The organism is Microvirga sp. P4_A5 (assembly GCF_056402495.1).
The window spans coordinates 1-25,090 of record NZ_JBFUHH010000046.1 but is presented as its reverse complement, the minus strand read 5'-3'; the positions used below and the strand labels follow the sequence as shown (position 1 = coordinate 25,090).

21 protein-coding genes are annotated in these 25,090 nt (G+C 65.4%); 12 read left to right on the top strand and 9 right to left on the bottom strand.

Translation table 11 applies throughout. The annotated features are described in order from the left end of the window. Positions 1-45: 45 nt before the first annotated feature. From AC1DVM_RS13525 to ileS, 5 genes are all read right to left on the bottom strand, one after another. On the bottom strand, positions 46-1,323 hold the full coding sequence (locus tag AC1DVM_RS13525) for a M16 family metallopeptidase (RefSeq protein ID WP_477254947.1): 1,278 nt from the start codon (positions 1,321-1,323) through the stop codon (positions 46-48). A 25-nt stretch (positions 1,324-1,348) separates the two neighbouring features. Next, on the bottom strand, positions 1,349-2,680 hold the full coding sequence (locus AC1DVM_RS13520) for a M16 family metallopeptidase (RefSeq protein WP_477254946.1): 1,332 nt from the start codon (positions 2,678-2,680) through the stop codon (positions 1,349-1,351). Positions 2,681-2,878: 198 nt separating this feature from the next. Further along, positions 2,879-3,511, bottom strand: a complete 633-nt coding sequence (locus AC1DVM_RS13515) for a hypothetical protein (RefSeq protein ID WP_477254945.1) — start codon at positions 3,509-3,511, stop codon at positions 2,879-2,881. Between the two features lie 92 nt (positions 3,512-3,603). Then, positions 3,604-4,083 (bottom strand): signal peptidase II, encoded by a 480-nt coding sequence (gene lspA, locus AC1DVM_RS13510; RefSeq protein WP_477254944.1) that lies wholly within the window; start codon positions 4,081-4,083, stop codon positions 3,604-3,606. 13 nt (positions 4,084-4,096) lie between these two features. Next, entirely contained in the window at positions 4,097-7,042 is a 2,946-nt protein-coding gene (gene ileS, locus AC1DVM_RS13505) for an isoleucine--tRNA ligase (RefSeq protein WP_477254943.1), read from the bottom strand. A 289-nt stretch (positions 7,043-7,331) separates the two neighbouring features. Between ileS and msrB the strand changes: the two genes are divergently transcribed. Next, positions 7,332-7,835, top strand: coding sequence for a peptide-methionine (R)-S-oxide reductase MsrB (gene msrB, locus AC1DVM_RS13500; RefSeq protein ID WP_477254942.1), 504 nt, complete (start codon positions 7,332-7,334; stop codon positions 7,833-7,835). Positions 7,836-7,892: 57 nt separating this feature from the next. Further along, a complete protein-coding gene (locus tag AC1DVM_RS13495) occupies positions 7,893-9,080 on the top strand; it encodes a DUF3095 domain-containing protein (RefSeq protein ID WP_477254941.1) in 1,188 nt (395 codons plus the stop codon). On the opposite strand, the gene AC1DVM_RS13490 is transcribed toward AC1DVM_RS13495, so the two are convergent. From AC1DVM_RS13490 to AC1DVM_RS13480, 3 genes are all read right to left on the bottom strand, one after another. Continuing rightward, positions 9,081-10,046, bottom strand: a complete 966-nt coding sequence (locus AC1DVM_RS13490) for a bifunctional riboflavin kinase/FAD synthetase (RefSeq protein WP_477254952.1) — start codon at positions 10,044-10,046, stop codon at positions 9,081-9,083. Between the two features lie 73 nt (positions 10,047-10,119). After that, positions 10,120-11,001: a TIGR01459 family HAD-type hydrolase gene (locus AC1DVM_RS13485; RefSeq protein ID WP_477254940.1), complete on the bottom strand. Its 882-nt coding sequence runs from the start codon at positions 10,999-11,001 to the stop codon at positions 10,120-10,122. 49 nt (positions 11,002-11,050) lie between these two features. Then, positions 11,051-12,394, bottom strand: a complete 1,344-nt coding sequence (locus AC1DVM_RS13480; RefSeq protein WP_477254939.1) for an EAL domain-containing protein — start codon at positions 12,392-12,394, stop codon at positions 11,051-11,053. Positions 12,395-12,647: 253 nt separating this feature from the next. On the opposite strand from AC1DVM_RS13480, the gene aptA reads away from it, so the two are divergent. The 6 genes from aptA to AC1DVM_RS13450 all read left to right on the top strand — a co-directional run bounded on the left by aptA (position 12,648) and on the right by AC1DVM_RS13450 (position 18,957). Next, positions 12,648-13,994, top strand: a complete 1,347-nt coding sequence (aptA, locus tag AC1DVM_RS13475) for an omega-aminotransferase AptA (RefSeq protein ID WP_477254938.1) — start codon at positions 12,648-12,650, stop codon at positions 13,992-13,994. A 140-nt stretch (positions 13,995-14,134) separates the two neighbouring features. After that, positions 14,135-15,616: a histidine--tRNA ligase gene (gene hisS, locus AC1DVM_RS13470; protein WP_477254937.1), complete on the top strand. Its 1,482-nt coding sequence runs from the start codon at positions 14,135-14,137 to the stop codon at positions 15,614-15,616. Between the two features lie 70 nt (positions 15,617-15,686). Beyond that, positions 15,687-16,154, top strand: coding sequence for a hypothetical protein (locus tag AC1DVM_RS13465; RefSeq protein WP_477254936.1), 468 nt, complete (start codon positions 15,687-15,689; stop codon positions 16,152-16,154). Between the two features lie 127 nt (positions 16,155-16,281). After that, the gene (locus tag AC1DVM_RS13460) at positions 16,282-17,382 is read left to right on the top strand and encodes an ATP phosphoribosyltransferase regulatory subunit (protein WP_477254935.1); all 1,101 of its coding nucleotides are present in this window, start codon (positions 16,282-16,284) and stop codon (positions 17,380-17,382) included. Beyond that, a complete protein-coding gene (gene hisG, locus AC1DVM_RS13455) occupies positions 17,379-18,353 on the top strand; it encodes an ATP phosphoribosyltransferase (RefSeq protein ID WP_477254934.1) in 975 nt (324 codons plus the stop codon). Before AC1DVM_RS13460 ends, hisG begins: the two co-directional genes overlap by 4 nt. Positions 18,354-18,480: 127 nt before the next feature. Continuing rightward, positions 18,481-18,957 (top strand): META domain-containing protein, encoded by a 477-nt coding sequence (locus AC1DVM_RS13450; protein ID WP_477254933.1) that lies wholly within the window; start codon positions 18,481-18,483, stop codon positions 18,955-18,957. Positions 18,958-19,025: 68 nt separating this feature from the next. Here the strand turns inward: AC1DVM_RS13450 and AC1DVM_RS13445 are convergent, their stop codons facing one another. Next, positions 19,026-21,122, bottom strand: coding sequence for an ABC transporter ATP-binding protein/permease (locus AC1DVM_RS13445; protein ID WP_477254932.1), 2,097 nt, complete (start codon positions 21,120-21,122; stop codon positions 19,026-19,028). 247 nt (positions 21,123-21,369) lie between these two features. Here AC1DVM_RS13445 and AC1DVM_RS13440 point away from each other — a divergent pair, with 247 nt between their 5' ends. From AC1DVM_RS13440 to AC1DVM_RS13425, 4 genes are all read left to right on the top strand, one after another. Next, the gene (locus AC1DVM_RS13440) at positions 21,370-22,464 is read left to right on the top strand and encodes a methionine ABC transporter ATP-binding protein (protein WP_477254931.1); all 1,095 of its coding nucleotides are present in this window, start codon (positions 21,370-21,372) and stop codon (positions 22,462-22,464) included. Next, a complete protein-coding gene (locus tag AC1DVM_RS13435) occupies positions 22,454-23,119 on the top strand; it encodes a methionine ABC transporter permease (RefSeq protein WP_477254930.1) in 666 nt (221 codons plus the stop codon). Before AC1DVM_RS13440 ends, AC1DVM_RS13435 begins: the two co-directional genes overlap by 11 nt. A 45-nt stretch (positions 23,120-23,164) precedes the next feature. Next, positions 23,165-23,950 (top strand): MetQ/NlpA family ABC transporter substrate-binding protein, encoded by a 786-nt coding sequence (locus AC1DVM_RS13430; RefSeq protein WP_477254929.1) that lies wholly within the window; start codon positions 23,165-23,167, stop codon positions 23,948-23,950. A gap of 165 nt (positions 23,951-24,115) precedes the next feature. Next, positions 24,116-25,090, top strand: a 975-nt coding sequence (locus tag AC1DVM_RS13425; RefSeq protein WP_477254928.1) for an ABC transporter substrate-binding protein, incomplete at its 3' end; no start/stop codon positions are given.

The window sequence follows — 25,090 nt, the reverse complement described above, 5'->3', positions numbered from 1 at the left end:
GTCTTCGAACAGGGGAAGAACACTAGGGTAGCGGCAGGAAAACGGCTAGAGGCCCGTGGGCCGCCCTGCGATCACGGTCAGCATCTCGCCCGAGCCGAAGACCCGGTCGCTCGCGCTCTTGATGTCGGCCTGCGTGACGGCCGAGACCAGATCGTTGCGGCGCGCGATATAGTCGATGCCTAAGCCCTCGAAGGCGATCTGCACGAGGGTGTGGGCGATCTTGGTGGAGGTGTCGAAGCCGAGGGCATAGGAGCCCACCAGATAATCCTTGGCCTTCTGCAATTCTTCGTCGGTCGGGCCGTCGGCGTGAAGACGTGCGATTTCGGAGCCGATGACGTCGAGGCATTCGGGTACGCGCTCGTTCTTCGTCGCCGTGTAGCCCCAGGTGATCGACGATGCGCGATAGCTCACCAGGGAGGTGCCGACGCTGTAGGCAAGCCCGCGCTTCTCGCGCACTTCCTGAAACAGGCGCGACGTGAAGGCGCCGCCGCCGAGAATGTGATTGAGCACATAGGCTGGAATGAATCCGGGATCGCGCCAGGTGATGCCCTGGGTGCCGAAGCGGATGACCGATTGCGGCACATCGAGATCGGCCACCAGGCGCTGGCCGCGGGCATTCAGGAGAGCCGGCTCGACGACAGCCAGCGGTGAGGCCTGCTCCAGCGACCCGAAAACCTTGTCGACGAGCGCGGCGAGCCGGTCTCCGGCAATGGCGCCCACCACCGCGACCTTGACGCGGCTGCGTGCGATCAACCGGCGATGCATCGCCACGATATCGTCCTGGGTGATGCGTTCCACGCTCTCGACCGTGCCGGAGGTCGGGCGCGCATAGGGGTGGTCGGGAAAGCCTGCTTCGAAGAAGCACCGCGTCGCCATGACGCCGGGATCGTTCTGCTGGTAACGCAGGCCCGCGATGGTCTGCGCGCGCACGCGTTCGATGGAATCCGCGTCGAAACGCGGCTCCGCGAGGGCGAGGCGAAGCAGCTCGAAGGCTTCGTCGGCGTGTTTCACCAGCGTCTTCAGGGACCCGCCGATGGCGTCGTTGCCGGCGGTGAACGAGAGTTCGATGGCGCGGCCGGCCAAGCGTTCCTGAAACGCGTCGGAATCGTAATCTCCCGCGCCCTCGTCGAGCAGGCGGCTCAGCATCTGCGCGACGCCCGGCTTGTCGGCGGGATCCTGCGCCGAACCTCCCTCAAACGTGAACGCGACCGCGATCAGCGGCACCACGTCGGATTCGACATGCCATGCCTCGACGCCCGCCGGCGATGTCAGCGTCTTCACCATGGTGGGGGACGCGGAACGGGTTTGTACCGAGGGTGTCATGGGACTCTCACTCACTTGAAGGCGGTCAATCGGCAGGCTTCTGGAGATATCCGGTCACGGACCGGCGCGGGATGAGGAAACGCTCCGCGACAGACGCGAGATCGTCCTTCATCACCGCTTCGATTTCACCCGGCCAGCGCCGCACATCGTCGAGCGTCTCGCCGATGGCGAGAGCCGAGCCGTAGATACGCGCGAGCGAAGACTGGCTGTCGGTCGAGTAGATCGTCTCGGCGACAAGGCGCGTCTTCGCGCGTTCGATGGCTTCGCCGCCGAGCGCATTCGCCGATATGGTGCGCAAAGCCGCGTCGACCGCCTCTTCGAGCGCTTCGAGGGTGACGCCCTGGGCCGGCACCGCATAGACGCTGAAGCGCGTCTCTTCCATGGCCGACGACATGTACCAGGCGCCGGCATTCACGGCGATGCCCTGCTCCAGCACAAGCGTGCGGTAGAGGTAGGAGGTCGGACCGCCGCCGATTACTTCCGCCAATAATTCCAGCGCATAGCAATCGCGGCCGTCGGCGTCGCAGCAGGACGGCACCAGATAGAGCCGCTGCAGGGTGGGCTGTTCCACTTTCGCATCCGCCACCGTGATATGACGAGCCGCGACCGGCTCGGGCTCGCGCGGACGGAACCGCACGGGCCGCGCGCCTCGCGCCGGAACCTGGCCATAGGTCTCTTCGCTCAGGCGGCGGACTTCATCCGCCGTGACATCGCCGGCGACGACCAGGATGGCGTTCTCGGGTGTGTAGAAGCGATTGTAATAATCGAGAGCGTGCTGGCGGTTGAGGCCTTCGATCTCGTGCATCCAACCGATGATCGGAATGCCGTAGGGATGATGCACGAACAAAGCCGCCGCCATGGCCTCGGAGAGCTGCGCCGAGGGATCCGTCTCGACGCGCATGCGGCGCTCCTCCAGCACCACGTCGCGCTCGGGCGCGATGACGCTTTCGTCGAGCAGCAGGTTGGTCATGCGGTCGCTCTCGAACTCCATCATGGTCCTGAGGTGTTCGCGGGTCACGCGCTGGAAATACGCCGTGTAGTCGAACGACGTGAACGCATTCTCCTGCCCGCCGAGGCTCGAGACGACCTTCGAGAACTCACCGGCGGGATGCTTGGCCGTGCCCTTGAACATGAGATGTTCGAGAAAATGCGCGATGCCGGATTGCCCGAGCGGGTCATCGGCCGAGCCGTTGCGATACCACACCATGTGGGTGACCACGGGCACGCGGTGATCGGGGATCACCACGACGTCGAGACCGTTCGCGAGGGTGAAGGACGACACCTCTGGACCGCCGCCTTCCGTGCGCCCGGATTGCGGTGCATCGGTGCGTCGATTGGGCCGGGGGATATTATCCATGACAGTTCAACCTTGGCGGAATCGGATTGGCCGGCGATGTTCACTAGCGGACATACTGCAATCCAGCGATCACGCAAGCGAAGCCGTGCACCTTTGGCGTGCAGGCGACCCGTTCCGTTGCCCAATCCGGGGGCTAAAAACGCCTTCGGGCGAAGCGGTTAAGCGTTCGCCCGAAGGAAAAATACGATGATCGGAAATTCAGCGCTTCTGCTGCTGCATAATGAAGCCGAGCGGGCTCTCGGGATCGACGACCGGCGCCTCGTCGACGCTGGCCTTGAGCTGACCGCCGCCTTGCGCCTTCAGCAATCCGCCCGGCGGATCGCTGAGATAGCGGCGCTCGATGCCGTCGCCGGAAAGCTTGGCCTCCTGACCGACGCCGAAGGAGCGCAGCTCGTCCGGGCTCATCTTGCTGTTGTCGGCCTGTCCGCCGGTCAGGGGCGGCGGCGACTGGACGTAGTTGTTGGGATTGCGGCCGGCGCGCATTTCCTCGATCGAGAGCACGCCCGAGCGATTGGCGCGATAGGCCTCCCGTTCCGTGGCGGGCGCACGGGCATCGGCCGCGGCCTTGCGGGCAGCCACGACGTCGGGATCCTTCGGCCAGTTGGCCTGGTTCTCGGCGCTGCGCGGAGGCGCGGGAGCGCGCAACTCCATCTTCGGCGGCAGAACCAGCGGCGGACGCTCGCTGTAATTGATCGGCGGCTTTTCCTTGGGGATGATGCCGATGCTGCCCAGCAGACTCTTGACGGCCTCGCCTTCCTGAGCCGACGCGCCAGTGGCCGCGACCATGAGCGCAAGTGCGCCCGCGCAACCAAAGACCTTCAATCCCCTCATGGCACCCACCTTATTGAAATTTTCCCATCGTGGCCGAAACGCCTGCCCGTGTAATTGGGCGAACATAAGGCGGTCTCGAAACCCGGCGCCTGTCAGGCCATGCGGCGCCGCTCCAGCACGAAGGAGTCATAGAGCAAACCGACCACCCCCGCAACGATGGCCGCATCCGCCACATTGAACACGTACCAGGACCACCCCCCGACCCTGAGCTGGATGAAATCGAACACCGCGCCGTAGGCCCACCGGTCGATCACGTTGCCGATGGCGCCCCCGACGATCAGCGCCAGGGAGGCGGCGAGAAACCGCCCCTGGGTCCGGCGTATCCACACGGAAAGCGCCACAGAAGCCAGGATCGACACCACGATGAGGATCCAGCGGCCAAGATCTGTGTGCTGCTGGAACAGGCCGTAGGAGATGCCCCGGTTCCAGACGACGATGAGGTTGATGAACGGGTTCACCACCACGGGTTCACGAACCGGAAGGTCGAATACGAACAGGGCATAGAGCTTCGTCGCCTGATCGACGATCAGGGTCACAAGCGCCACGAGGAGGCCGATGCGAGAGGGTGTCACGGACGATCACCCCTCACGCAGCCGCCCTCGCCCGGTCCCATTCGCGCAGGGCCTGCGCATCCCGGGGGGTCACGTCCGGATAGTCGGGATCGGTGCCGATTTCGGTCGAGACCTTCCACGAGCGGGCGCATTTGCGTCCCTCGGCCAGCGCCGGGACCACCGATACGCCCTTCACGTCGTCGAGACGGAACGCGTCCGCCGGGCCCTCGGAGGATTCGAGCCAGATCCCCGACGTGATGCAGATCTCGGCGAGATCGAGGCCTTCGACCGCCTCGCGCAGGCTCTCGTCGGTCACATGCACGACGGGCGCCGCTTCGAGGCTTGCGCCGATGCGCTTCTGGGCCCGCTCGATCTCCAGCGCTCCGGTGACGACGCGCCGAACGCGGCGGATCTTCGCCCAGCGCGCCGAAAGCGCGTCATCGCGCCAGGATGCGGGAATATCCGGGAAGGTTTCGAGATGCACCGATTCCGCGTTCGGGTAACGCGCGAGCCAGGCCTCCTCGGCCGTGAAGGCGAGGATCGGGGCGATCCAGGTTGCGACCGCGCGGAAGGTGATGTCGATCACCGTCAGCACGCTCTTGCGGACGTGGCTCGACATCGGCTCGCAATAGAGCGCGTCCTTGCGGATATCGAAATAGAACGCCGACAGGTCGCTCGTCAGGAACGAGTTGAGCAGAGCGATGACGCGCTTGTAGTCGAAGCTGCCATAGGCCTCGCGCATTTCCCCGTCGAGTTCGGCCAGGCGATGGAGCACGAAGCGCTCGAGCTCCGGCATCTCGCTCACCGCAACCGTGTCGGCCTCGTTGAAATGACCCAGCGAGCCGAGCATCCAGCGGATCGTGTTGCGCAGCTTGCGATAGGTTTCCACGAACGTCTTGAGAATCTCCGGTCCGATGCGCAGGTCGTCCGAATAGTCGGACGCCGCCACCCAGAGCCGCAGGATGTCGGCGCCGGATTCCTGGATCACCTTCTGCGGCGCCACCACGTTGCCGATCGACTTCGACATCTTCTGCCCCTTCTCGTCGAGGACGAAGCCGTGGGTCAGCACGATGTCGTAAGGCGCGCGGCCGCGCGTTCCGCAGCTCTCCAGCAGGGACGAATGGAACCAGCCGCGATGCTGGTCGGTACCTTCGAGATACATCACCTGATCGGGACCGCCATCGACCTTGCGGGTCACCTTCAGATCGTCCCGCTTCTCCAGCGCGAAGGCGTGCGTGCAACCGGAATCGAACCACACGTCGAGAATGTCGTCGATCTTGTCGAAATCCTCGACCTTGTGGCCACCGGCTGCGAGGAAGCGCGCGCCGTCATCCTTGTACCACGCATCCGCGCCCTCCTTCTCGAAGGCGTCGGCGATGGCCTTGTTCACGCGCTCGTCCTTGAGGATCTCGCTCGTGCCCCGGCGGACGAAAACGGCGATCGGCACGCCCCAGGCGCGCTGGCGCGACACCACCCAGTCGGGGCGGTTCTCGATCATGCCGGTGATGCGGTTTTCGCCGGATTGCGGCACCCACTCGACGGTCTTGATCGCATGGAGCGCCCGCTGCCGCAGGGTGTCGCCCTGATTGTCGAGCGCCTTGTCCATGGCGATGAACCATTGCGGCGTGTTGCGGAACAGAAGCGGCGCCTTCGAGCGCCAGGAATGCGGATACTGGTGCTTGAGACGTCCGCGCGCGATCAGCGCGCCGACTTCGCTCATCTTCCTGATCACCGCCTCGTTGGCGCCGCCATCCTTGCCCTTGTCGTCATAGACGCGTTCGCCCGCGAAGAACGGGATGTCGGGAAAATAGGAGGAATCGGGCGACACCGTATGAGGCACCTGCGGTGTACCGCAGGCCTCGAACACGGCGCGGTGTTTGATGAAGGTGTTGTAATCGTCCGCGCCATGACCGGGCGCGGTGTGCACGAAGCCCGTGCCCGCATCGTCCGTCACATAATCGGCCGGCAGCACGGGGACGGCGAAATCCCAGTAGCCGCCTGCCCCGTCGAGCCCGCGAAACGGATGCGCCGTGCGCTCGATCATGACCGGCAGCACCTCCTTGAGCTTCTCGTATGCGGTGACGCGCGCCGCCGCGAACACGTCGGCCGCGAGCTTGTCGGCCAGCACGAAACGATCGCCGACCTTCGCCCAGTTGTCGTCCGCAGCCTCGGTCACCCGATAGAGTCCGTACGCGATGGTCTCGCCATACGCGATGGCGCGGTTGGCCGGGATGGTCCAGGGAGTGGTGGTCCAGATCACCACCGAAGCGCCTTCGAGATCGCCGTCGATGGTGTTGGTGATCGGGAACTTCACCCAGATCGTGCTCGACGTCTTCTCGTGATACTCGACCTCGGCTTCGGCGAGCGCGGTCTTTTCCACCGACGACCACATCACCGGCTTGGAGCCGCGATAGAGCTGATCGCTCACGGCAAAGCTCATGATCTCGCGGGCGATCTGCGCCTCCGCGTCGAACGACATGGTGGCGTAGGGGTTATCCCAATCGCCTTCGACCGCGAGGCGCTTGAACTCCTCGCGCTGCACGTCGATCCATTTCTCGGCGAAGGCACGGCACTCGCGGCGAAATTCGACGACCGGCACATCGTCCTTGTTCTTGCCCTTGGCGCGGTATTCCTCCTCGATCTTCCATTCGATCGGGAGGCCGTGGCAATCCCAGCCCGGAACGTAGTTCGAATCGAACCCCAGCATCCCCTGGGAGCGTACCACCAGATCCTTCAGGATCTTGTTCAGCGCGTGCCCGATATGGATGTGGCCGTTGGCATAGGGCGGGCCGTCATGCAGCACGAAGCGGGGGCGGCCTTTCTGGACCTCACGGAGGCGCTCATAGAGTTTCGTCTCCTCCCACCGCTTCAGGAGCTGAGGCTCACGCTGGGGAAGACCCGCGCGCATGGGGAAATCGGTCTTGGGCAGGAAAAGCGTCTCGGAATAATCGCGAGCGGCGGTCTCTGTCTTGTCGGTCATGGCGGTCAAATATCTCAGGGCTTCCGCTTGAATCGCGGCGCAATCAGGCATTTCTCGGAGAGGACACGGCTTTGCTCCCGGACATCGCTCTCAAGCGAAGGCCGGGCCGGTAATTCGCAGAATGCGCGCGCAAACGGCACGTGAAGCCTGAAAAACCTTGGGCATGGCAGCCTTTTAGCAAAGCCCGCCCATAGAATAAAGCGACGGGATCCCGATTGGCCCTTGAAAAAGCCCCTTCGCGGCCCGACCCTTTCGGAAAGCCCCTTCCCCTTGTCCGAGAGCGCCGCCGATGACCTCCTTCTCCATGACCGCATCCTCCCGATCGAAGGCCGGCTTCGACCTGACGGCTCCCACGCCCGAGCAATACACCGCGCTGGTCGCCGGCCTCGACGAGGAAGAGCGGCGCGTCCTTCTCGACCATGGCACCGAGCGCCCGTTCTGCGGGGTCTTCAACGAGGCGAAGGGCCAGGGAAGCTATGGCTGCCGGCTCTGCGGGCTGCCCCTCTTCAAATCCGGGGCCAAATTCGAATCCGGAACGGGCTGGCCCAGCTTCTTCGATCCCATCGACCGGGATCACGTGGCGTTCGTGCGTGACCAGAGTTACGGCATGGTGCGGACGGAAATCCGTTGCGCCCGCTGCGAAGGCCATCTCGGACACGTCTTCGACGACGGCCCGCCGCCCACCGGCGAGCGCTATTGCATGAATTCCGCCTCGCTGCGCTTCGTCGCCGAGGGTGATCCCCTGCCGGACGCGCTCGAGCGTGGCGCACCCGAAGGCCGGCCGCTTGCCTGAGGGTCGGCCCTCCCCATAATGCCATGAGGGTTTCGCAAAACCCGCCGAGGCGCGATCATGTCGATGGAAGCCCAAACGAGGACGGAAGTGAGTCCGGGGCTGGGCGCGGATCCCTCGGGCTTCTATTCCGGGCTGCCGATCTTCGACAGCTTCGAGAACCTCACCGATCCGACGATCTATACCCCGCTGCCGGCCGGCTGGCTGATCGGCACGTCGGACATCGTCCGCTCCACCGCCGCCATCGAGGCGGGGCGGTACAAGGTGGTCAACACCGCCGCGGCCGCCGTCATAGTCGCGGTGGCGAACGCGCTGAAAGACAATGACTTCCCGTTCGTGTTCGGCGGCGACGGGGCGGCTTTCGCCCTTCCGCCCCAGCTTCGGTCTCTGGCCGCGGAGGCGCTTGCCAGCGTGGCCGGGTGGGTGCGCGACGAGTTCGCGCTGGAGCTGCGGGTCGCCATGGTCTCGGTCGACGAATTGCGCGGGCGCGGCGTCGACGTTCAGGTGGCGCGCTTTGCCCCCTCGCCCAACGTTTCCTACGCGATGTTCACCGGCGGTGGCCTTGCCTATGCGGAACAGCGGATGAAAGCCGGAGAATTCGCGCTGCAGCCGGCCCGGCCAGGATCGCGGCCCGACCTCAACGGGCTGTCGTGCCGCTTCGAGGAAATTCGGGCGGAGAACGGGCTGATCCTCTCGCTGATCGCCGTTCCAGCGTCGCCTGGTGCGGACCTCGCCCCGTTCAACCGGCTGATCGGCCGGGTCCTGCGGCTGGCCGAAAGCCGCACCGGCGCCCGCCGCCCCATCCCCGAGGGCGGCCCTGCCATCGGTTCGCCCTTCCTGGGATTCGACATTGAAAAGAGAACCCTGCCGCACCCCGGCGTCATGGGAACCCTGATGCTCGCAGCCCGTCGGTTGGTGGCCTTCGCGATCTTCCGGCTGAACCGCCCGATCGGCGGTTTCGATCCCGCCATCTACCGCCGGCAGCTCGTCGAGAACTCCGATTTCCGCAAATTCGACGACGGGCTTCGCATGACGCTCGATTGCACGCCGGCGCTCGCCGACGAACTGGAGCGGCTGTTGATCGACGCGGAGCGGGACGGAGTCGCCCGTTACGGGATGCACCGGCAGGACGCGGCCCTGATGACCTGCTTCGTGCCCTCTGCGACCCGCAGCGATCATATCCACTTCGTGGATGGGGCGATGGGCGGTTACGCCATGGCGGCGCGCGCGCTCAAGCCCGATGCTTGATTAGCCCATCATCGACGCGATGCGATCCTGCGCAAGCGTCCGCCGCGCTTTCTGCGAGTCGAGGTCCATGCGGGCGATGAGAGGCGCGATCCCGTCGAACTTCTCCTCGCCGCGGATCCAGCCGACGAATTCCACGTCGACGATCCGGCCATAGAGGTCGCCCGCATAGTCGAACAGATGGACTTCCAAAAGCGGCGCGCCGTTATCGAAGGTGGGCCTGCGGCCGAAGCTCGCCACGCCGTCGACCGCGACGCCTTCGCCGGTAGCGCGGACCGCATAGATTCCGTGCTTCAAGCCGCAATCGTCCGGTAGGCGCATATTGGCCGTGGGATAGCCCAGTTCGCGCCCGCGCTTCTCGCCGTGCCGCACCTCGGCGCGAACGAACCAGCGATATCCCAGCAAGCGGTTGGCGTCTCCGACGCGGCCTTCTTCGAGGGCTTTGCGGATCGCGCTCGACGACACCGGCATCGCACCGTCTGTCACGGCGGATGCGACGTGACAGGCAAGTCCGCGGGCCTCGCACAGGTCCCGCATCATCTCAGGCGTGCCGGTGCGGCCCTGGCCGAAATGGAAATCGTGCCCGATGAGGACGCCCGATAATTTCAGGTCGCGGGCCAGAAGGTCGACGAACCCCTCGGCGTTGAGCGATGCGAATGCGCGGTCGAAACGACGCACGAACGCGCCGGCCAATCCCAACCGGGCGAATATCGACAGCTTGATGGCCTCGGGCGTGAGGCGAAACATGCGATGATCGGGCTGGAAAAACGCGCGCGGGTGCGGCTCGAATGTCACCACGGCGCCGGGATGCGACGAGCCGAGCACCTGTCGGATGAGTTCCTGATGCCCGCGATGCACGCCGTCGAAATTGCCGAGCGCCGCGAAAGCCCCCTCGAGGTGCGGCGGCACGGAATCGTCGTCACGGCAAACCGTGAATGGCGGCGAATGTGACGAGGAAATCTGCGGCATGACCGGGTTTATGAGAGCTTCAGCGGCCGCGACCGTGTCGAAATCCCGACCGCCGGTCAAGCAGCCAGACCACCTATGCGGCCCAGGACAGCGTCGTGGTGATCGCCTGCGGTCGGGCCTCCTGCCGATCGACCCAATCCTGCACATGCTGCGACACCAGCGCGCCCCGATGAAGGTTCAGTTCCTCGGCGTGGATCCCCCGCGCGATGAGCAGCGAGTCGATCCCGAACGCCGCGGCGCCGGCGATATCGGTGCGAATGGCATCGCCGATGGCGAGTACCCGGGATTTGTCGATCTCGCGGCCGCGCAAGCTCGCGGCTTCGGCGAGAGCCCGCTCATAGATCGGACGGTGGGGCTTGCCCGCATAATACACCCGGCCGCCAATCTCCTCGTAGGCCAGCCCGATTGCGCCCGCGCACGGAATGATCCTGTGCCCACGCTCGACGAGCAGATCCGGATTGGCGCAGATCATCAGGAGGTCGCGCTTGAGCATGGCGTCGAGGCGCGGCCGATAATCGCCAGCATTCTCCACCTCGTCGTTCTCGAGCCCGGAGCAGACGACATAATCGGCCTCGGCGATGTCGCCGAAGCGGATGGGGAGGCCCTCGAACATCGGCAGGTCGCGCGGGGGGCCGATGTGATGCAACACCTGATCGGCGCGTTCCTCGATGGCAAGCCGGCTCAGGTCGCCGGACGTCACGATGGAATCGTAGGCCTGGCGGGGCACGCCGAAACCGTCGAGCTGGGTCCCGACCGAATGACCCGGGCGCGGAGCGTTCGACACCAGGATGACGTGCCCGCCACCCTCCCGAAACCGCGTCAGCGCCTCGCCGGCGGCCTCATAGGCCTTCACGCCGTTATGCAGCACGCCCCAGATATCGCAGAGGACGAGGTCGTAGCGGTCGGACAGGGGCTGCAGCCCCTCGACGAGAGCGGGACGGACGGGCGCGGTCATGGCATCTCACTGCTGTGCAGCCGGCGGGTAGGCTCTTGCCGCCCGTGAGTCAACCGACGCGGCGGAGATCGCCGGGTCGGCCCTGCCCCGCTTCACCGAAGACTTCGGCCCGCACGGCGCGTGGCGCCGCGAAGACGAATCCCTGCGCGAGAGGAATGCCGAGCTCGGCCAGGGCCGGCACCATATCCTCGTGCTCGACCCGGTCGGCGACGAACCTGATGCCCGCGCGGCGCAGGATCGAGGCGAAATCCCGCACACTGACCTCCGCCTCCGCATCCGCCTTCGCGGCGGCGATCAGCATCTCGGCGGGCAGCTTCAGGAAGCGCACCCCGTGATCGGACAGGGCACGGGCGTCGAAATTCAGGTCCGGCGCCTGATCCAGCGAAAGCGGCAGCCCGTCGTTTCCGAGATCCGCCAAGGCGCGCTTCTCGGCGGCATCGAGCCCCCGCCAGCAGCTCTGCGGTAGTTCGAGGACGATCTTGCCGGCAATGTCCGGGGATGCGGCGGCGAGCGCCGAAAGCGAGGCGATGAAACCGGGGTCACGCAGAGAGCGGGGCGAGAGATTGACCGTCACGATGGCTTCGCTGCCGCGACTCATGAGATGGCGGGCGACCGCGATGGAGCGCTTGAGAACCCGGCGATCGAATTCCGGCGCGCGGCCCATGCGCTCGAGATGGGACAAAAACTCTCCCGGCGCCAGCAGCGTGCCGTCATCGAGCCGCAGCCGCGCGAGAGCCTCGTAGAACCGCACCTTGCGCTGCGGCAAAGCCACCACGGGCTGCAGATGAAGCTCGATGCGGTCTGCCTCGAAGGCCTGCGTGACCACGCGGGTGCGGCGAAGCTCGCTTTCCGTTTCGGCCGGGCGCATGCGCAGAAGCGAGGGATCGGGCTGGGCGAGAGCGGGCGCAACCGCCTCCTGGCGCCGCTCGGGGACGATCTTGAGCGAGGGGCGCTCCGCTCCCGGCGTCGATTGTTGGAGGCTGTCCCGGATGTCGGCGACATCGCGGTTTTGCGCCGCGACGTTGCGGGCGAGTTCCCGCACCACGCCGCCCAGCAGGCCGACCGTGCCGGTCACTTCGGCCATGGTCGAGCGCAGGACCGGGGAACCGGGATTGGGCAGGCGGGCCTGCTGCTCGAGCCTGACGAGTCGGCTTGCCAGAAAATCGAGCTCATGGGCATTCTCAAGGGCCGTCCGGGCGGCGAGATCGGCCCGCCGCCAGGCGGCCGCCAACGCCGTCAGCGCCGCCACGTGAAACAGCATGAGCGCCGTCGTCGCAGCCGCGATGTCGGCCGCATAGGCGATCACCGCCACGGCCGCTCCGGCGGTCGATCCCAGAACGACCAGCCGCGCTTCGGCGGTTTCGAACCATTTCGGATCTCTGCCTGTTTCCACCCTGGGCGCCCCCGTCCCCGTGGTTCGGTTTTCCCACGGAAAGGACCGACGAATCACATGTTATGATGTTGTCTCACCGCAGCGGGGACCGCAAGAGACGGTTTACGTAAAGTGAATGCTGTTGCACCGCGGACGCGCGCTGAACGCGGCGGAGTATGAGGCGACTGCCATCACGGGCTGAACGCAGAGTTCTTTTGCGGCGGCTCCGAACGGCTGATAGGCTGGGGCGGACATCTTCTCAGCAGGAAACGACATGACCGCCCATTCAGCCCGCGCCGCCAACGATCTCGGGGCGCCCAACGACCTCGACGCCTGGTGGCTTCCGTTCACCGCCAACCGCTCGTTCAAGCAGAACCCCCGCATGATCGCCCGCGCCAAGGGCATGTATTACTACACGCCGGAAGGCCGTGAGGTGATCGACGGGGCGGCGGGGCTCTGGTGCTGCAACGCGGGCCACAACCGGGACGAAATCACGGCGGCGATCCAGAAACAGGCGGCCGAGCTCGATTATTCGCCGGCCTTCCAGTTCGGTCATTCGGGGGGCTTTGCCATTGCGTCGCGGATCGCCCAGCTCGCGCCCGGCGATCTCGACCACGTGTTCTTCTGCAATTCCGGCTCCGAGGCGGCCGATACGGCGCTGAAGATTGCGCTGGCCTATTGGAACGTGAGCGGCCAGGGAAGCCGTACGCGCCTGATCGGCCGGGAGCGGGGCTATCACGGGGTCGGCTTCGGCGGCATCTCGGTCGGGGGCATCGTCAAGAACCGCCAGTTCTTCGGCACGCTTCTGGCCGGCGTGGACCATCTGCCGCACACCTATAACCGGGCCGAACAGGCGTTTTCGCGCGGCGAGCCCGAATGGGGCGCGCATCTCGCCGACGATCTCGAACGGATCGTGGCGCTGCACGACGCCTCCACCATCGCAGCCGTCATTGTCGAGCCGATGGCGGGCTCGACCGGCGTCCTGCCGCCGCCGAAGGGCTATCTGCAGCGGCTGCGCCAGATCTGCGACAAATACGGCATCCTCCTGATCTTCGACGAGGTCATCACCGGGTTCGGCCGCCTCGGCACCGCCTTCGCGGCCGAGCGCTACGGTGTGATCCCCGACATGATCACCTTCGCCAAGGGCGTGAATTCGGGCACCGTGCCCATGGGCGGGGTCGTGGTCCGCAAGGGGCTCTACGACGCCTTCATGAAGGGCCCGGACAACATGATCGAGCTCTTCCACGGCTATACCTATTCGGGCCATCCGCTCGCCTGCGCGTCGGCGCTCGCAGCCCAGGACATCTATCGGGACGAGAAGCTGTTCGAGCGGGCAAAGACCCTGGAGCCGCTCTGGGCCGATGCCATGCATGGCCTGAAGGAGCTTCCCCACGTCCTCGACATCCGCACCGTCGGGCTCGTCGGCGCCATCGACCTCGCATCACGCCCCGGCGCCGTCGGCGCCCGCGCCTATGAGGCGATGGATCGCGGGTTCAACGAGGGGCTGATGATGCGCATCACGGGGGACACCATCGCGCTCTCCCCGCCGCTGATCATCACCGAGGACCAGATCGGCGAGATCACCGACAAGCTCGCGAAGGTGATCCGCGCCATCGCTTAAGTCTTAAGGCGGCGCCTCGTTCGAGACAGGCGCCGCCCTCATCGCCGTGAGGGATGCGGGCGATGCGCCGCTTGCCCCTCCCCGCTTCGCGCGGTAGGAGGCAAGGTACGCTTCCCCAACAAGAAACGGCCGTCGAAACCATGTCCAAAGCCGACAAAATCAAGGCTCGCGCGCCCCGTGGCTTCGCCGATCGCGGTCCAGCGGAGCTTGCCGCCACCGAGCGCATGCTCGCAAAAATCCGCGAGACCTACGAGCTGTACGGCTTCGAAGGCGTCGAGACGTCGTTCGTCGAATACACGGACGCACTGGGCAAGTTCCTGCCGGACCAGGACCGGCCCAACGAGGGCGTGTTCTCGTTCCAGGACGACGACGAGCAATGGCTGTCGTTGCGCTACGACCTGACGGCGCCGCTCGCACGCTATGTGGCGGAGCATTTCGACGCCCTGCCCAAGCCCTATCGCAGCTATCGCGGCGGCTGGGTGTTCCGCAACGAGAAGCCCGGCCCGGGCCGTTTCCGGCAGTTCATGCAATTCGATGCCGACACGGTCGGCGCGGCCTCGGTCGCGGCGGATGCGGAAATCTGCATGATGGCGGCCGATACTCTGGATAATCTCGGGCTCGACGGAAAATTCGTCATCAAGATCAACAACCGCAAGGTGTTGGACGGGGTGCTCGAGGCCATCGGCATCGCGGGCGAGGCGCACGCCGGGCAGCGCCTGAGCGTCCTTCGGGCCATCGACAAGCTCGACCGGCTGGGCGCGGACGGCGTCGCGCTTCTGCTCGGTCAGGGCCGCAAGGACGAGAGCGGAGACTTCACCAAAGGCGCCGAACTCGCGCCCGGCGCCATCGAGCGCGTGCTGGCCTTCACGGCCGCTCAGGGCGCAACCGGCACTGAGACCATCGAGAACCTGCGCAAGGTGGTGAGCGGGTCGGCCCGTGGCGAAGAAGGTGTCGGGGAACTGGCGGAAATCGCCGGGCTCGTCGAGGCCTCGGGCTACGGCGACCGCGTCGTCATCGACCCCTCGGTCGTGCGCGGCCTCGAATATTACACCGGCCCGGTCTACGAGGCGGACCTGACCTTCGAGGTTCAGGACGAAGACGGCAGGCCAGTGCGTTTCGGCTCTGTCGGCGGCGGGGGGCGTTATGACGGGCTCGTGGGTCGCTTCCGGCCGGATCCCGTTCCGGCCACCGGCTTCTCCATCGGGGTCTCGCGGCTGTTTTCCGCGCTCCAGATGGTCAAGAGCCCGATCGTCTCCGGCGACCGGCAGCCCGGCCCCGTGGTGGTGCTCGTCATGGACAAGGACCAGATCGCCTCCTACCAGCGCATGGTCACCACCTTGCGCAAGGCCGGGATCCGCGCCGAATTCTATCTCGGATCCTCCGGCATGAAGGCGCAGATGAAATATGCCGACAAGCGCAACAGCCCCTGCGTCATCATCCAGGGCTCGAACGAGCGCGAGCGCGGCGAGGTCGAGATCAAGGACCTGATCGAGGGCGCGAAGGCCGCCGATGCCATCGGCTCCAACGCCGAATGGAAAGCCGCGCGCCCGGCGCAGTTCTCGGTCGCAGAGGACCAGCTGGTGGACGCGGTGCGGGAGGTTCTGGCGCGCCATTTCGGCTAGACACGCCCTCGACGGAACCGAATGCGCCGCCGCCTGTTATCCCGCAAGCTTGACCATGAGGAGAACCATCGTGCCGAAGGCTAAGACGAACACTAAAAAAGCTGCCGGAAAGCCGAAAAAGAAGGATTCCGGCGCGAAACTCTCGAAGGCGTTCCGGAATTTCGGCCCGATCAAGGAGTTGATGAATTCCAACCTCGGACGCGAGGTCTTGGCCGATGTGCTGATCGCCGCCGCCGCCGCTGCCGCCGCCGCGCTCACCAAGACCCGGGACGCCAATGCGATGAAAAACGATGCGGCGCGGGACGCGGTTCAGACCGCGGCCGGTGCCGTCGCAGGCGTCGTGACCGATGCGGCACGGCATTTCCTGCCGGCTTCGCTGCTGGCGGAGGACGTGAAGGCCCCAGCGCCCGCCCGCGCCAAGTCCGCGGCCCGCAAACCGAAGGCAGCCGGAACGTCGACCGCGCCGAAGAAACGCAAGGCTGCGGCGCGTAAGCCCGCCGCCGTTCCGGTGACGGCGGCCAAGAGTTCCGAATCCTGATCCAACCCGGATTTCGTCGTCGCCGAGGCTTGTGCCACGGCGACGTTCACCCTGCCGGCCAAAAACGGTCGCCTTCCCGGCCAAGCGTTGCTAGAGAGCGTGCTGGATCAAGCTTAGAGCGACGCCAGTGACGGAGACGGATGCCATTGTTGCGCTGATCGCGCTGTTCGAGCGCGAGGGTTATGCGCGGGTCGAGCCGAAAATCCTGCAGCCGGCGGACGTCTTCGTGGACCTGTCGGGTGAGGACATCCGCCGCCGGATGTTCGTGACGCAGGACGCCTCCGGCACGGAATTGTGCCTGCGGCCCGAATATACCATCCCCGTCTGCCTCCAGCACCTGCACGCCCACGGCGCCGAGCCTGCCGGATACAGCTATGGCGGCCCGGTCTTCCGGACCCGTCCCGGCGAGAGCGGCGAGTTCATGCAGGCGGGTCTCGAATCCATCGGCCGTCCGGACGCGGCGGCAGCGGATGCGGAAATTCTCGGCCTCGCGCTGGAAGGCCTCGAGCAGATCGGCCTGACACCGTCGCCCACCATCAAGCTCGGCGATATGGGGCTGCTCAACGCGCTGATCGACGCCCTGAAAATACCGCCCGCCGCCAAGCGACGGGTCATCCGCGCCATCGTCTCCGGCCAGGGGCTCGACAGCCTGAGCGAAGCCGAGAGCCAGGGCCAATCGGGCCACGCCGGCTTGCTTGCGGCGATCGAGGGACAGGCGCCGCAGGCCGCCAAGGCCTTCGTGGAGGACATCCTGTCCATCGCAGGCATTGCGCGCGTGGGTGGTCGAAGTGCCGGCGAAATCGCCGAGCGCTTCCTCGCCCGTGCCGCCAACCGCACCGGTCTGCCGGACGAATCCCGGCTCGTCATCGAGCGCTATCTCGCCATCTCGGGCGATCCCGACGCGGCGGCGATTGCCATCGGCGATCTCGCGGGCGGAGCCGGCCTCGATCTCAGCCAGCCCTTGCGCGCCTTCGAGGAGCGCACCGGCTTCATGGCGGCGCGCGGTCTCGACGTGGAGCGCTTCTCGTTTTCGGCGGCTTTCGCCCGCAATCTCGACTATTACACGGGCTTCATCTTCGAGGTGCAGGATCCCCGCCGCAGCGACCGAAAACCCATCATCGGAGGCGGCCGTTACGATGGCCTGCTGCAGCATCTCGGGGCCAGGACGCCGATCGCGGCCGTGGGCTGCTCGTTCTGGCTGGACCGGCTCGTGGAAAAAGCCCGATGACCGATTCCCCTCTCATTCTGGCCGTCCCCTCGAAGGGGCGCCTGCAGGAAAACGCGGCGGCTTTCTTTGCCCGCGCGGGCCTGGTGTTCACGCAGTCCCGCGGCGCGCTGGATTATCGCGGGACGCTCAAAGGTGTGCCGGACGTGGAAGTCGCCTTCGTGTCGGCGTCCGAGATCGTCAATCAGCTCGCCACCGGCGTCGCCCATCTGGGCATCACCGGCGAGGACCTCATCCGCGAGCAGATCCCCGACGCGGATGACGCGGTCGAGATGCTGACCCCGCTGGGCTTTGGACACGCGAACGTCATCGTGGCGGTGCCGCAGGCCTGGATCGACGTGCGCAACATGGCCGATCTCGACGAGGTCGCGGCCGATCTCCGGGCCCGCCGGGGCCGCAAGATGCGGGTCGCGACCAAATATCTGAACCTCACCCGCCGCTTCTTCGCCGAAAAGGGCCTCGCCGATTACCGGATCGTCGAGAGCCTCGGCGCTACCGAGGGCGCACCCGGAGCGGGCTCCGCCGAGTTGGTGGTCGACATCACCACCACCGGCGCGACGCTGGCGGCAAACGCGCTGAAAATCCTCGATGACGGCCTCATCCTGCGCTCCGAGGCCAATCTCGTTGCCTCGACGCGGGCACCCTGGTCCGCCAGGGCGCGGCAGGCCGCGACGGCGGTCCTCACCCGCATCGCCGCCGAGGAGGAAGCCCGCACGAGCCGGGAAGTCCGCGCCAATCTCGACCCGGCGCAAACATCGTCGCTCGCGGGGCTGGTGCGGGAGTTCGACGCCTCTCTTCCCTACGGGGAGCCGCTCGGGCGTGAGATCGTGCTCCATTGCCGCAGTGCCGTCGTGTTCGATCTCGTGGCAGGCCTGCAGGCGCTCGGCGCGCACGACATTTCCGTACGGGCGTTCGATTATCTGTTCCGCCCCACCAACGCCTTGACCGAGCGGCTCCTGCGCCGTCTCGGCTGAGGCGTCCGTGCCCTTCAGCCGGGCTTCAGCTTTGGCGTGCTTCAACGCATCTGGCGCGTGTCGCTCGGGCGTTGCCTCTGCGACAAAGCCCCCTTATGGTCCGGCAATCTCGACGAAAGAGGTTCTGATGAATGCGCTACGCCTAGCGGCGCTCCTGGCCGCTTTTGCTGCCATCCCGGCAGCCACCGCACAAACCGCATCGGTGCTCGGCCGCCCGGCCGGACCGACACGGGCCGTCGATCCCAAGGTTCCCCAGCCCGGCCAGCAGGACAAGATCTTCCCGCTGGGTTCGTCCTGGGTCGCGGTCAGCCTGAACGGCAAGGCCTTCGGCGGCGAGCGGCCGACCTTCTCCCTCGACGACCAGCTTCGCGCCCGCGGCTTCGGGGGCTGCAACAATTATTCGGCGACCACCTATCCGCTGCGCGAGCAGGGCATGGCGGTGGGCCCGTTCGCCCTGACCAAGAAATCCTGCGACAAGGCCGCGATGGCGTCCGAACAGGCCTTCCTGGTGGCTTTGCGCACCGCCGCCAAGTGGGACATCAACGGCCCGACCCTCATCATCAAGACCCAGAACGGGGAATTGAAGTTCGAACGGTCCCTCTGATCGTCCGGCACCCGATCACCAAAAAGGCGACGCGAAGGCGTCGCCTTTTTTAGTTGTGCGAGCGGCGTCTATTTGGCCGCGGCCGTCTCCCGCTTCTCGACCGGGGAGAACAGCCCGTCCGCCCCCTTCTGCATGCCGATGCTGCGCTCGTGGAAAGCCGCGAGCGTCGAGCGGTGGCCGATCGACACGATGGTGGTCTCCGGCAGGGTCTTCTTCAACATCAGATAGATTTCGGCCTCGGTGGGCTCGTCGAGCGCGGYCGTCGCCTCGTCCAGCAGCAGCCAATCGGGCTTTGCCAGGAGCGCGCGGGCGATCGCGAGACGCTGCTGTTCGCCCAGCGACAGGGTTTGCGCCCAGGCCCGCTCCTCATCGAGCTTGTCGACGAGGGCCGGCAGCTTGGCGGCGGTGAGCGCCGCCTTGATGGCCGCGTCGTCATATTCGCCATGCATGCCCGGATAGGTAATGGCGGCCCGCAGCGAGCCGATGGGGATATACGGGCGCTGGGGCAGCAGCATCATCGATTGCCCGGCCGGCACGTCGACCTTGCCCCGCCCGAACGGCCATATGCCCGAGATCGCCCGGAAGAGCGTCGATTTGCCGGAGCCCGACGGACCTGTCAGCAGCGTGGTCTCGCCATTCCTGAACCGCACATCCTCGGCGCGCATCAGGGCGCGCCCGTCGGGGAGCGCCACTTCCAGGTTCGAGACCCGCAGGTCCGGCCCCGTGGAGGCGGCCTCGGTGACCTGCACGCCCTTGCCGGATTCGCGGCGCACGCCATTGATCGCCGCCTCGAAGGTGGTGAGACGGTCGATCACCGCCTTGTAGCTCGCGATGGTCGAATAGGAGGTGATGAAAAAGGTGAGCGCCCCCTGCACGCTCGAAAACGCACCGACGGTCTGCTGCATCTGACCCAGGGTGATCTTGTCGATGAAGTAATACGGCGCGGTCAGGATGTAGGGCACGACGACGTTTGCCTGGAAGTAGGCCGATTGGAAGATCGTGAGGTTCATGACGCGGCGGACGATCTGCATGAAATTCTCGACGATCATGCCAAAGCGTCGTCCCAACGCCTGCTTCTCGGCCTCCTCGCCGCCGAGGAGCGCAATCTGCTCGGTGTATTCGCGCAGGCGGGCGAGGGAGAAGCGATAATCCGCCTCCACCTTTTCCTGCCGGAAATATAGGCCGATCAGCGGACGGCCGATGATGTGCGTGAGCCATGTGCCGAAGAGCGCATAGAGAATGGCCACCCACACGAGCAGGCCCGGAACCGGAATGTCGGTGCCCGGCAGCGTGAAGTCGCGCGAGAGCGCCCAGAGGATCGCCACGAACGACACGAGCGTGGCCGATTGGTTGAGAAGGCCGATGGACAACGTGTAGGTCTGATCGACGTAGCTGCGCAGATCGTCGGCGATGCGCTGATCTGGGTTGTCGGCCTCTCGCCCGACGAGTTGCATGCGGTAATGCGTGCCGTCATCGAGCCATTGGCTCACATAGCGGCCGTTGAGATACGAGCGCCAACGGATGCGCAGCACGTATTGCGACACGATCTCGACGAGCGCGACCGAGACGTAGATCGCCGCCAGCGGAACGAAGATCCAGAAAAGCTGGTACCAGAAGGCAGGCCCGTCCTTGACCTGCAGGGCGTTGAACATGTCGCGGCCGAAGAAGTTCAGCCGGACGCTGAGGGCGACCTGGAACAGGTTGAGGCCGATGAGCCCGGCAAGGAGCGCCGTGCCGATCCGGCCCTCTGACGCCCGCACGGTGCCGATCAACGGAATCTCGATCTGGCTCATGGCGGTGGAATCGAAATAGCGATCCGCGATGGTCATGATGGTGCGGATCACCGGGATGCGCGAAATGCCGTAGATCAGAAAGGCGAAGATGGTGCCGCCGGCGAGCATCGAGGCGGGCGGCACATAGGCCGCGAGATCCTCCGAGATCCAGCCGAACGCATCGGCCAGGATCATCAGCACGAGCACGACCTCGACGGCCGCCAGCACGCCATTGAAGACTTTCAGGAATTTCGGCATCGAGGCCGAAAGGTAGAGGGCCGCGGCAAGGCCCAGCACCGCGACCGGAACCACAATCGAAAGCGACACGCCGCCGAGCCGGAGCGCCAACAGAACGAGACCCGCAAGTCCCGCCGCAAGGCTAGCCTTCACCATCTAGATCATTCCCACACAATGCTTTTGCCGAACGGCAGCCAAAGGTTCTAGTCGGTCGGGGCCGACCGTATCAACACGAGAAGCCCCATCGACCAGCCTCATGGCGAAGATATGGACCGAATTCTGCTCAAGTGCGGCGATACAACGTCGGATCGTTCTTAAAAACAGATATTCCGATTAAAAGGACGAATAGGTTGACAAAGAGAACAGAACGGGCGAGAGATCTTTCGGAAGGAAGGTCCGGTTCATGAACGCGTCCATCGGATATCTCGACGAGCAAGCGCAGCAGCGCCTGGTTCCCGTCGAGCAGATCGTACGGCTCGAGGGGGTCTCGAAGGTCTTCACGGGCCGGCACGGCGCGCCCGTGACCGCGCTCGACGGCATCGACCTGGCGGTGCCGCAGGGCTCGGTTCTCGGCGTGATCGGCCGGTCTGGCGCGGGCAAATCCACCTTGATCCGCCTCGTGAACGGGCTCGAAAAGCCCAGCTCCGGGCGCGTCGTCGTCGACGGCTCGGACATCGCCGTGCTGCCGGAGGCGGCGCTTCGCCATGCGCGCCGCTCGATCGGCATGATCTTTCAGCATTTCAACCTGCTCTCGTCGCGCACGGCCGCCGAGAACATCGCCCTGCCCCTCGAGGTCGCGGGTTTCGACAAGGCAGCGATCCGCACCCGGGTGGAAGAGTTGCTGGCCCTCGTCGGATTGTCCGACAAGCACAACCGCTACCCGGCCGAATTATCCGGCGGGCAGAAGCAACGGGTCGGCATCGCGCGGGCGCTGGCCACCAAGCCGAAGGTTCTTTTGTCGGACGAGGCGACCTCGGCGCTCGATCCCGAGACCACCCGCTCGATCCTCGAATTGCTGTCGCGCATCAACGCGGAACTCGGCCTCACCATTCTGCTCATCACGCACGAGATGGCCGTGATCCGCTCCATCGCGCGGGAAGTCGCGGTGATCGAGGGCGGGCGGATCGTCGAGAAGGGCAATGTGTTCGACGTGTTCACGCGCCCGCAACACGAAGTCACGCGATCGTTCCTCGCCGACGAGACCGGCCGCGCGCTGCCGGCCTACATTGCCAACCGACTCCAGACGGAGCCCGTCCCAGAGGGTCAGGCGATCATACGCATCGGCTTTCGCGGCCCCCATGCCACCGACCCGGTTCTGGCGCGCCTCGCGCGCGACCTCAACATCGAGGCGAATATTCTGGCGGGATCCGTCGACGAGATCGCGGGTCGTCCCTGCGGCATCCTCGTCATCGGCGTCCCCGAGACGTCTCTCGCGCCGACTCTCGGCTTCCTGACGCAATACGGATTGGACACGGAGGTGCTCGGCCATGTCGCCTGAAATGATCCGGCTGATCGCCTCCGCCACCGGCGAAACCCTGATGATGGTGGCTGTGGCGGCCATCATCGGCACGTTGTTCGGCCTCCCGCTCGGCGTGTTCCTCGCCACCAGCGGCAAGGGCGAGCTGTTCGCTGCCCCGTGGTTAAACCGCGTGCTCGGAATCGTCGTCAACGCGACGCGCTCGACACCCTTCATCATTCTCGTGGTGGCGATCATTCCCTTCACGCGCCTCATCGCCGGCACGTCGATCGGCACCAACGCGGCCATCGTGCCGCTCACCGTCGCGGCGACGCCGTTCATCGCCCGTCTCATCGAAAGCGCGATCCGCGAGGTCGATCAGGGTTTGATCGAGACGGCGCGCGCCTTCGGCGCAAGCCCGCTGCAGATCGTCCTGAAGGTTTTGATTCCGGAAGCGCTTCCGGCCATCGTCCTCGGGCTCACCCTCGCCCTCGTGTCGCTCGTGGGCTTCTCGGCCATGGTGGGCGCGGTCGGCGGCGGCGGCCTGGGAGATCTCGGCATCCGCTATGGATACCAGCGCTTCATGCCCGAGATGATGCTGGCCGTCGTGGTCGTGCTCATCGTCATCGTGCAGGCCCTGCAAAGCCTCGGCGACCGCCTCTCCCGTCATCTCAACAAACGCGCTCGCCAAGCCTGATCTTTCGCCTGATCTTTCGTTCGCAACACCACAAGGAAGAACAAGATGTCTCTCAAAAAACTCGGCCTCGTCGCCATCCTGGCGCTCGCAGCCCTTCCCGCCGCAGCGCAAACGCAAACCGTCCGCATCGGCGTGACGCCCGGACCTCACGCGCAGATTCTCGAAGCCGTGAAACCCATCGCCGCCAAGAAGGGCCTCGATATCAAGATCACCGAGTTCTCGGATTATGTGGTGCCGAACGCTGCGCTGGCCTCGGGCGAACTGGAGGCGAATTCGTTCCAGCACCAGCCCTATCTCGACAATCAGAAAACCGATCGCGGCTACAAGATCGAGACGGTCGCGCTCACGGTGAATTTCCCGATCGGAATCTATTCGAAGAAGCACAAGGCTTGGGACGCGATCCCGAACGGCGCCACCATCGCGATCCCCAACGACCCGACCAATGGCGGCCGGGCGCTGCTGCTGCTGCAGGACAAGGGCGCTCTGAAATTGAAGGACGGCGTCGGCTTCAAGCCGACCATCATCGACATCACCGAGAACGCCAAGAAACTGAAATTCGTCGAAATCGACGCCGCGCAGGCGCCGCGCGTTCTCGATGACGTGGACGCAGCCGTCATCAACACCAACTACGCCACGCAAGCCGGCCTCGACCCCGTCAAGGATGCGCTGACGCGCGAAAATCCCAAGGGACCTTATGTCAACGTCATCGCGGTGCGCGCGGAAGACAAGGACAAGCCGTGGGTGAAGGTGCTGGTGGAATCCTACCACACGCCGGAAGTGAAGAAGTTCGTCGAAGACACCTTCAAGGGCGCGGTCCTGACGAGCTGGTAATCCGCACCGACCTTCTCTGACCGTCATGAACGGGCCGGGCCCATCACGCGCGGCTTTTTTGTTGCGCGTGCTGCGCGAGGCAGCCCCAGCTTGACAACAAGCCGGCTAACCTCCTTGATCGCCGCAAAGCCGCCTTCCACGTGCGGCCGCTCATGGAGGAAAGAAATGCGCCTGCCGCTCTCAAGTCTCGCTTTCGCCGCAACGGTCTTCGCAGCACCCCTCGCCGCCCAGGCGCAAGCGCCGCTCACCGTCTATTGCTCGATCCTGGAAGAGCAATGCCGGATCGGTGTCGCAGCCTTCGAGAAGGCATCGGGCACGAAGGTCACGATGGTGCGCAAGAGCACCGGCGAGACGCTGGCGCAGATCCGCGCCGAAGCCTCGAATCCGCGCGCCGATATCTGGTGGGGCGGTCCCGGCGACTCTCACATTCAGGCAGCCGAGGAAGGCCTGACGGCCGAATACAAATCGCCCATGCGAAGCGAGCTCTATGATTGGGCCGTGCGCTTCGCGGACCAGTCCGGCAATCGCTCCACCGGCACCTATCTCGGCGCGCTCGGTGTCGGCTACAACACCAAGGTGCTGCAGAGCCGCGGCCTGCCCGAGCCGAAATGCTGGGCCGATCTGCTCGATCCGAAATATCGCGACGAGGTGCAGATCTCGGATCCGAACTCCTCGGGCACCGCTTACGTATTCCTCGCCTCCATGGTGCAGTTGATGGGGGAGGACAAGGCATTCGACTACATGAAAGCGCTGCACAAGAACGTCAACCAATACACCAAATCCGGTGCCGCGCCCGTGAAGGCGGTGGCCTTGGGCGAAACCGCCATCGGCATCGCGTTCATGCACGACATGGTGACGATGATCGCCGACGGCGCACCGGTGAAGACATTCGCTCCGTGTGAAGGGACCGGATACGAGACCGGCTCGGTCTCCATCGTGAAGGGCGGCAAGAACACCGAAGCGGCGCAAAAATTCGTCGATTGGGCATTGTCGGCGGACGCGCAGAAGCTCGTCGGAGCGGACCTGAAAATCTATTCGATCCCGTCGAACAAGAATGCGCCGATCTCCAAGGACGCGCCCAAGCTCTCGGAGATGAAGCTGATCAATTACGACACCGCCAAATACGGCTCGGTGGCGGAA

Coding starts and splice junctions, on each gene's coding strand:
- AC1DVM_RS13525 (WP_477254947.1), bottom strand. CDS start 1,323: ATGACACCCTCGGTACAAACCCGTTCCGCGTCCCCCACCATGGTGAAG.
- AC1DVM_RS13520 (WP_477254946.1), bottom strand. CDS start 2,680: ATGGATAATATCCCCCGGCCCAATCGACGCACCGATGCACCGCAATCC.
- AC1DVM_RS13515 (WP_477254945.1), bottom strand. CDS start 3,511: ATGAGGGGATTGAAGGTCTTTGGTTGCGCGGGCGCACTTGCGCTCATG.
- ileS (WP_477254943.1), bottom strand. CDS start 7,042: ATGACCGACAAGACAGAGACCGCCGCTCGCGATTATTCCGAGACGCTT.
- msrB (WP_477254942.1), top strand. CDS start 7,332: ATGACCTCCTTCTCCATGACCGCATCCTCCCGATCGAAGGCCGGCTTC.
- AC1DVM_RS13495 (WP_477254941.1), top strand. CDS start 7,893: ATGTCGATGGAAGCCCAAACGAGGACGGAAGTGAGTCCGGGGCTGGGC.
- AC1DVM_RS13490 (WP_477254952.1), bottom strand. CDS start 10,046: ATGCCGCAGATTTCCTCGTCACATTCGCCGCCATTCACGGTTTGCCGT.
- AC1DVM_RS13485 (WP_477254940.1), bottom strand. CDS start 11,001: ATGACCGCGCCCGTCCGTCCCGCTCTCGTCGAGGGGCTGCAGCCCCTG.
- aptA (WP_477254938.1), top strand. CDS start 12,648: ATGACCGCCCATTCAGCCCGCGCCGCCAACGATCTCGGGGCGCCCAAC.
- hisS (WP_477254937.1), top strand. CDS start 14,135: ATGTCCAAAGCCGACAAAATCAAGGCTCGCGCGCCCCGTGGCTTCGCC.
- hisG (WP_477254934.1), top strand. CDS start 17,379: ATGACCGATTCCCCTCTCATTCTGGCCGTCCCCTCGAAGGGGCGCCTG.
- AC1DVM_RS13450 (WP_477254933.1), top strand. CDS start 18,481: ATGAATGCGCTACGCCTAGCGGCGCTCCTGGCCGCTTTTGCTGCCATC.
- AC1DVM_RS13440 (WP_477254931.1), top strand. CDS start 21,370: ATGAACGCGTCCATCGGATATCTCGACGAGCAAGCGCAGCAGCGCCTG.
- AC1DVM_RS13435 (WP_477254930.1), top strand. CDS start 22,454: ATGTCGCCTGAAATGATCCGGCTGATCGCCTCCGCCACCGGCGAAACC.
- AC1DVM_RS13430 (WP_477254929.1), top strand. CDS start 23,165: ATGTCTCTCAAAAAACTCGGCCTCGTCGCCATCCTGGCGCTCGCAGCC.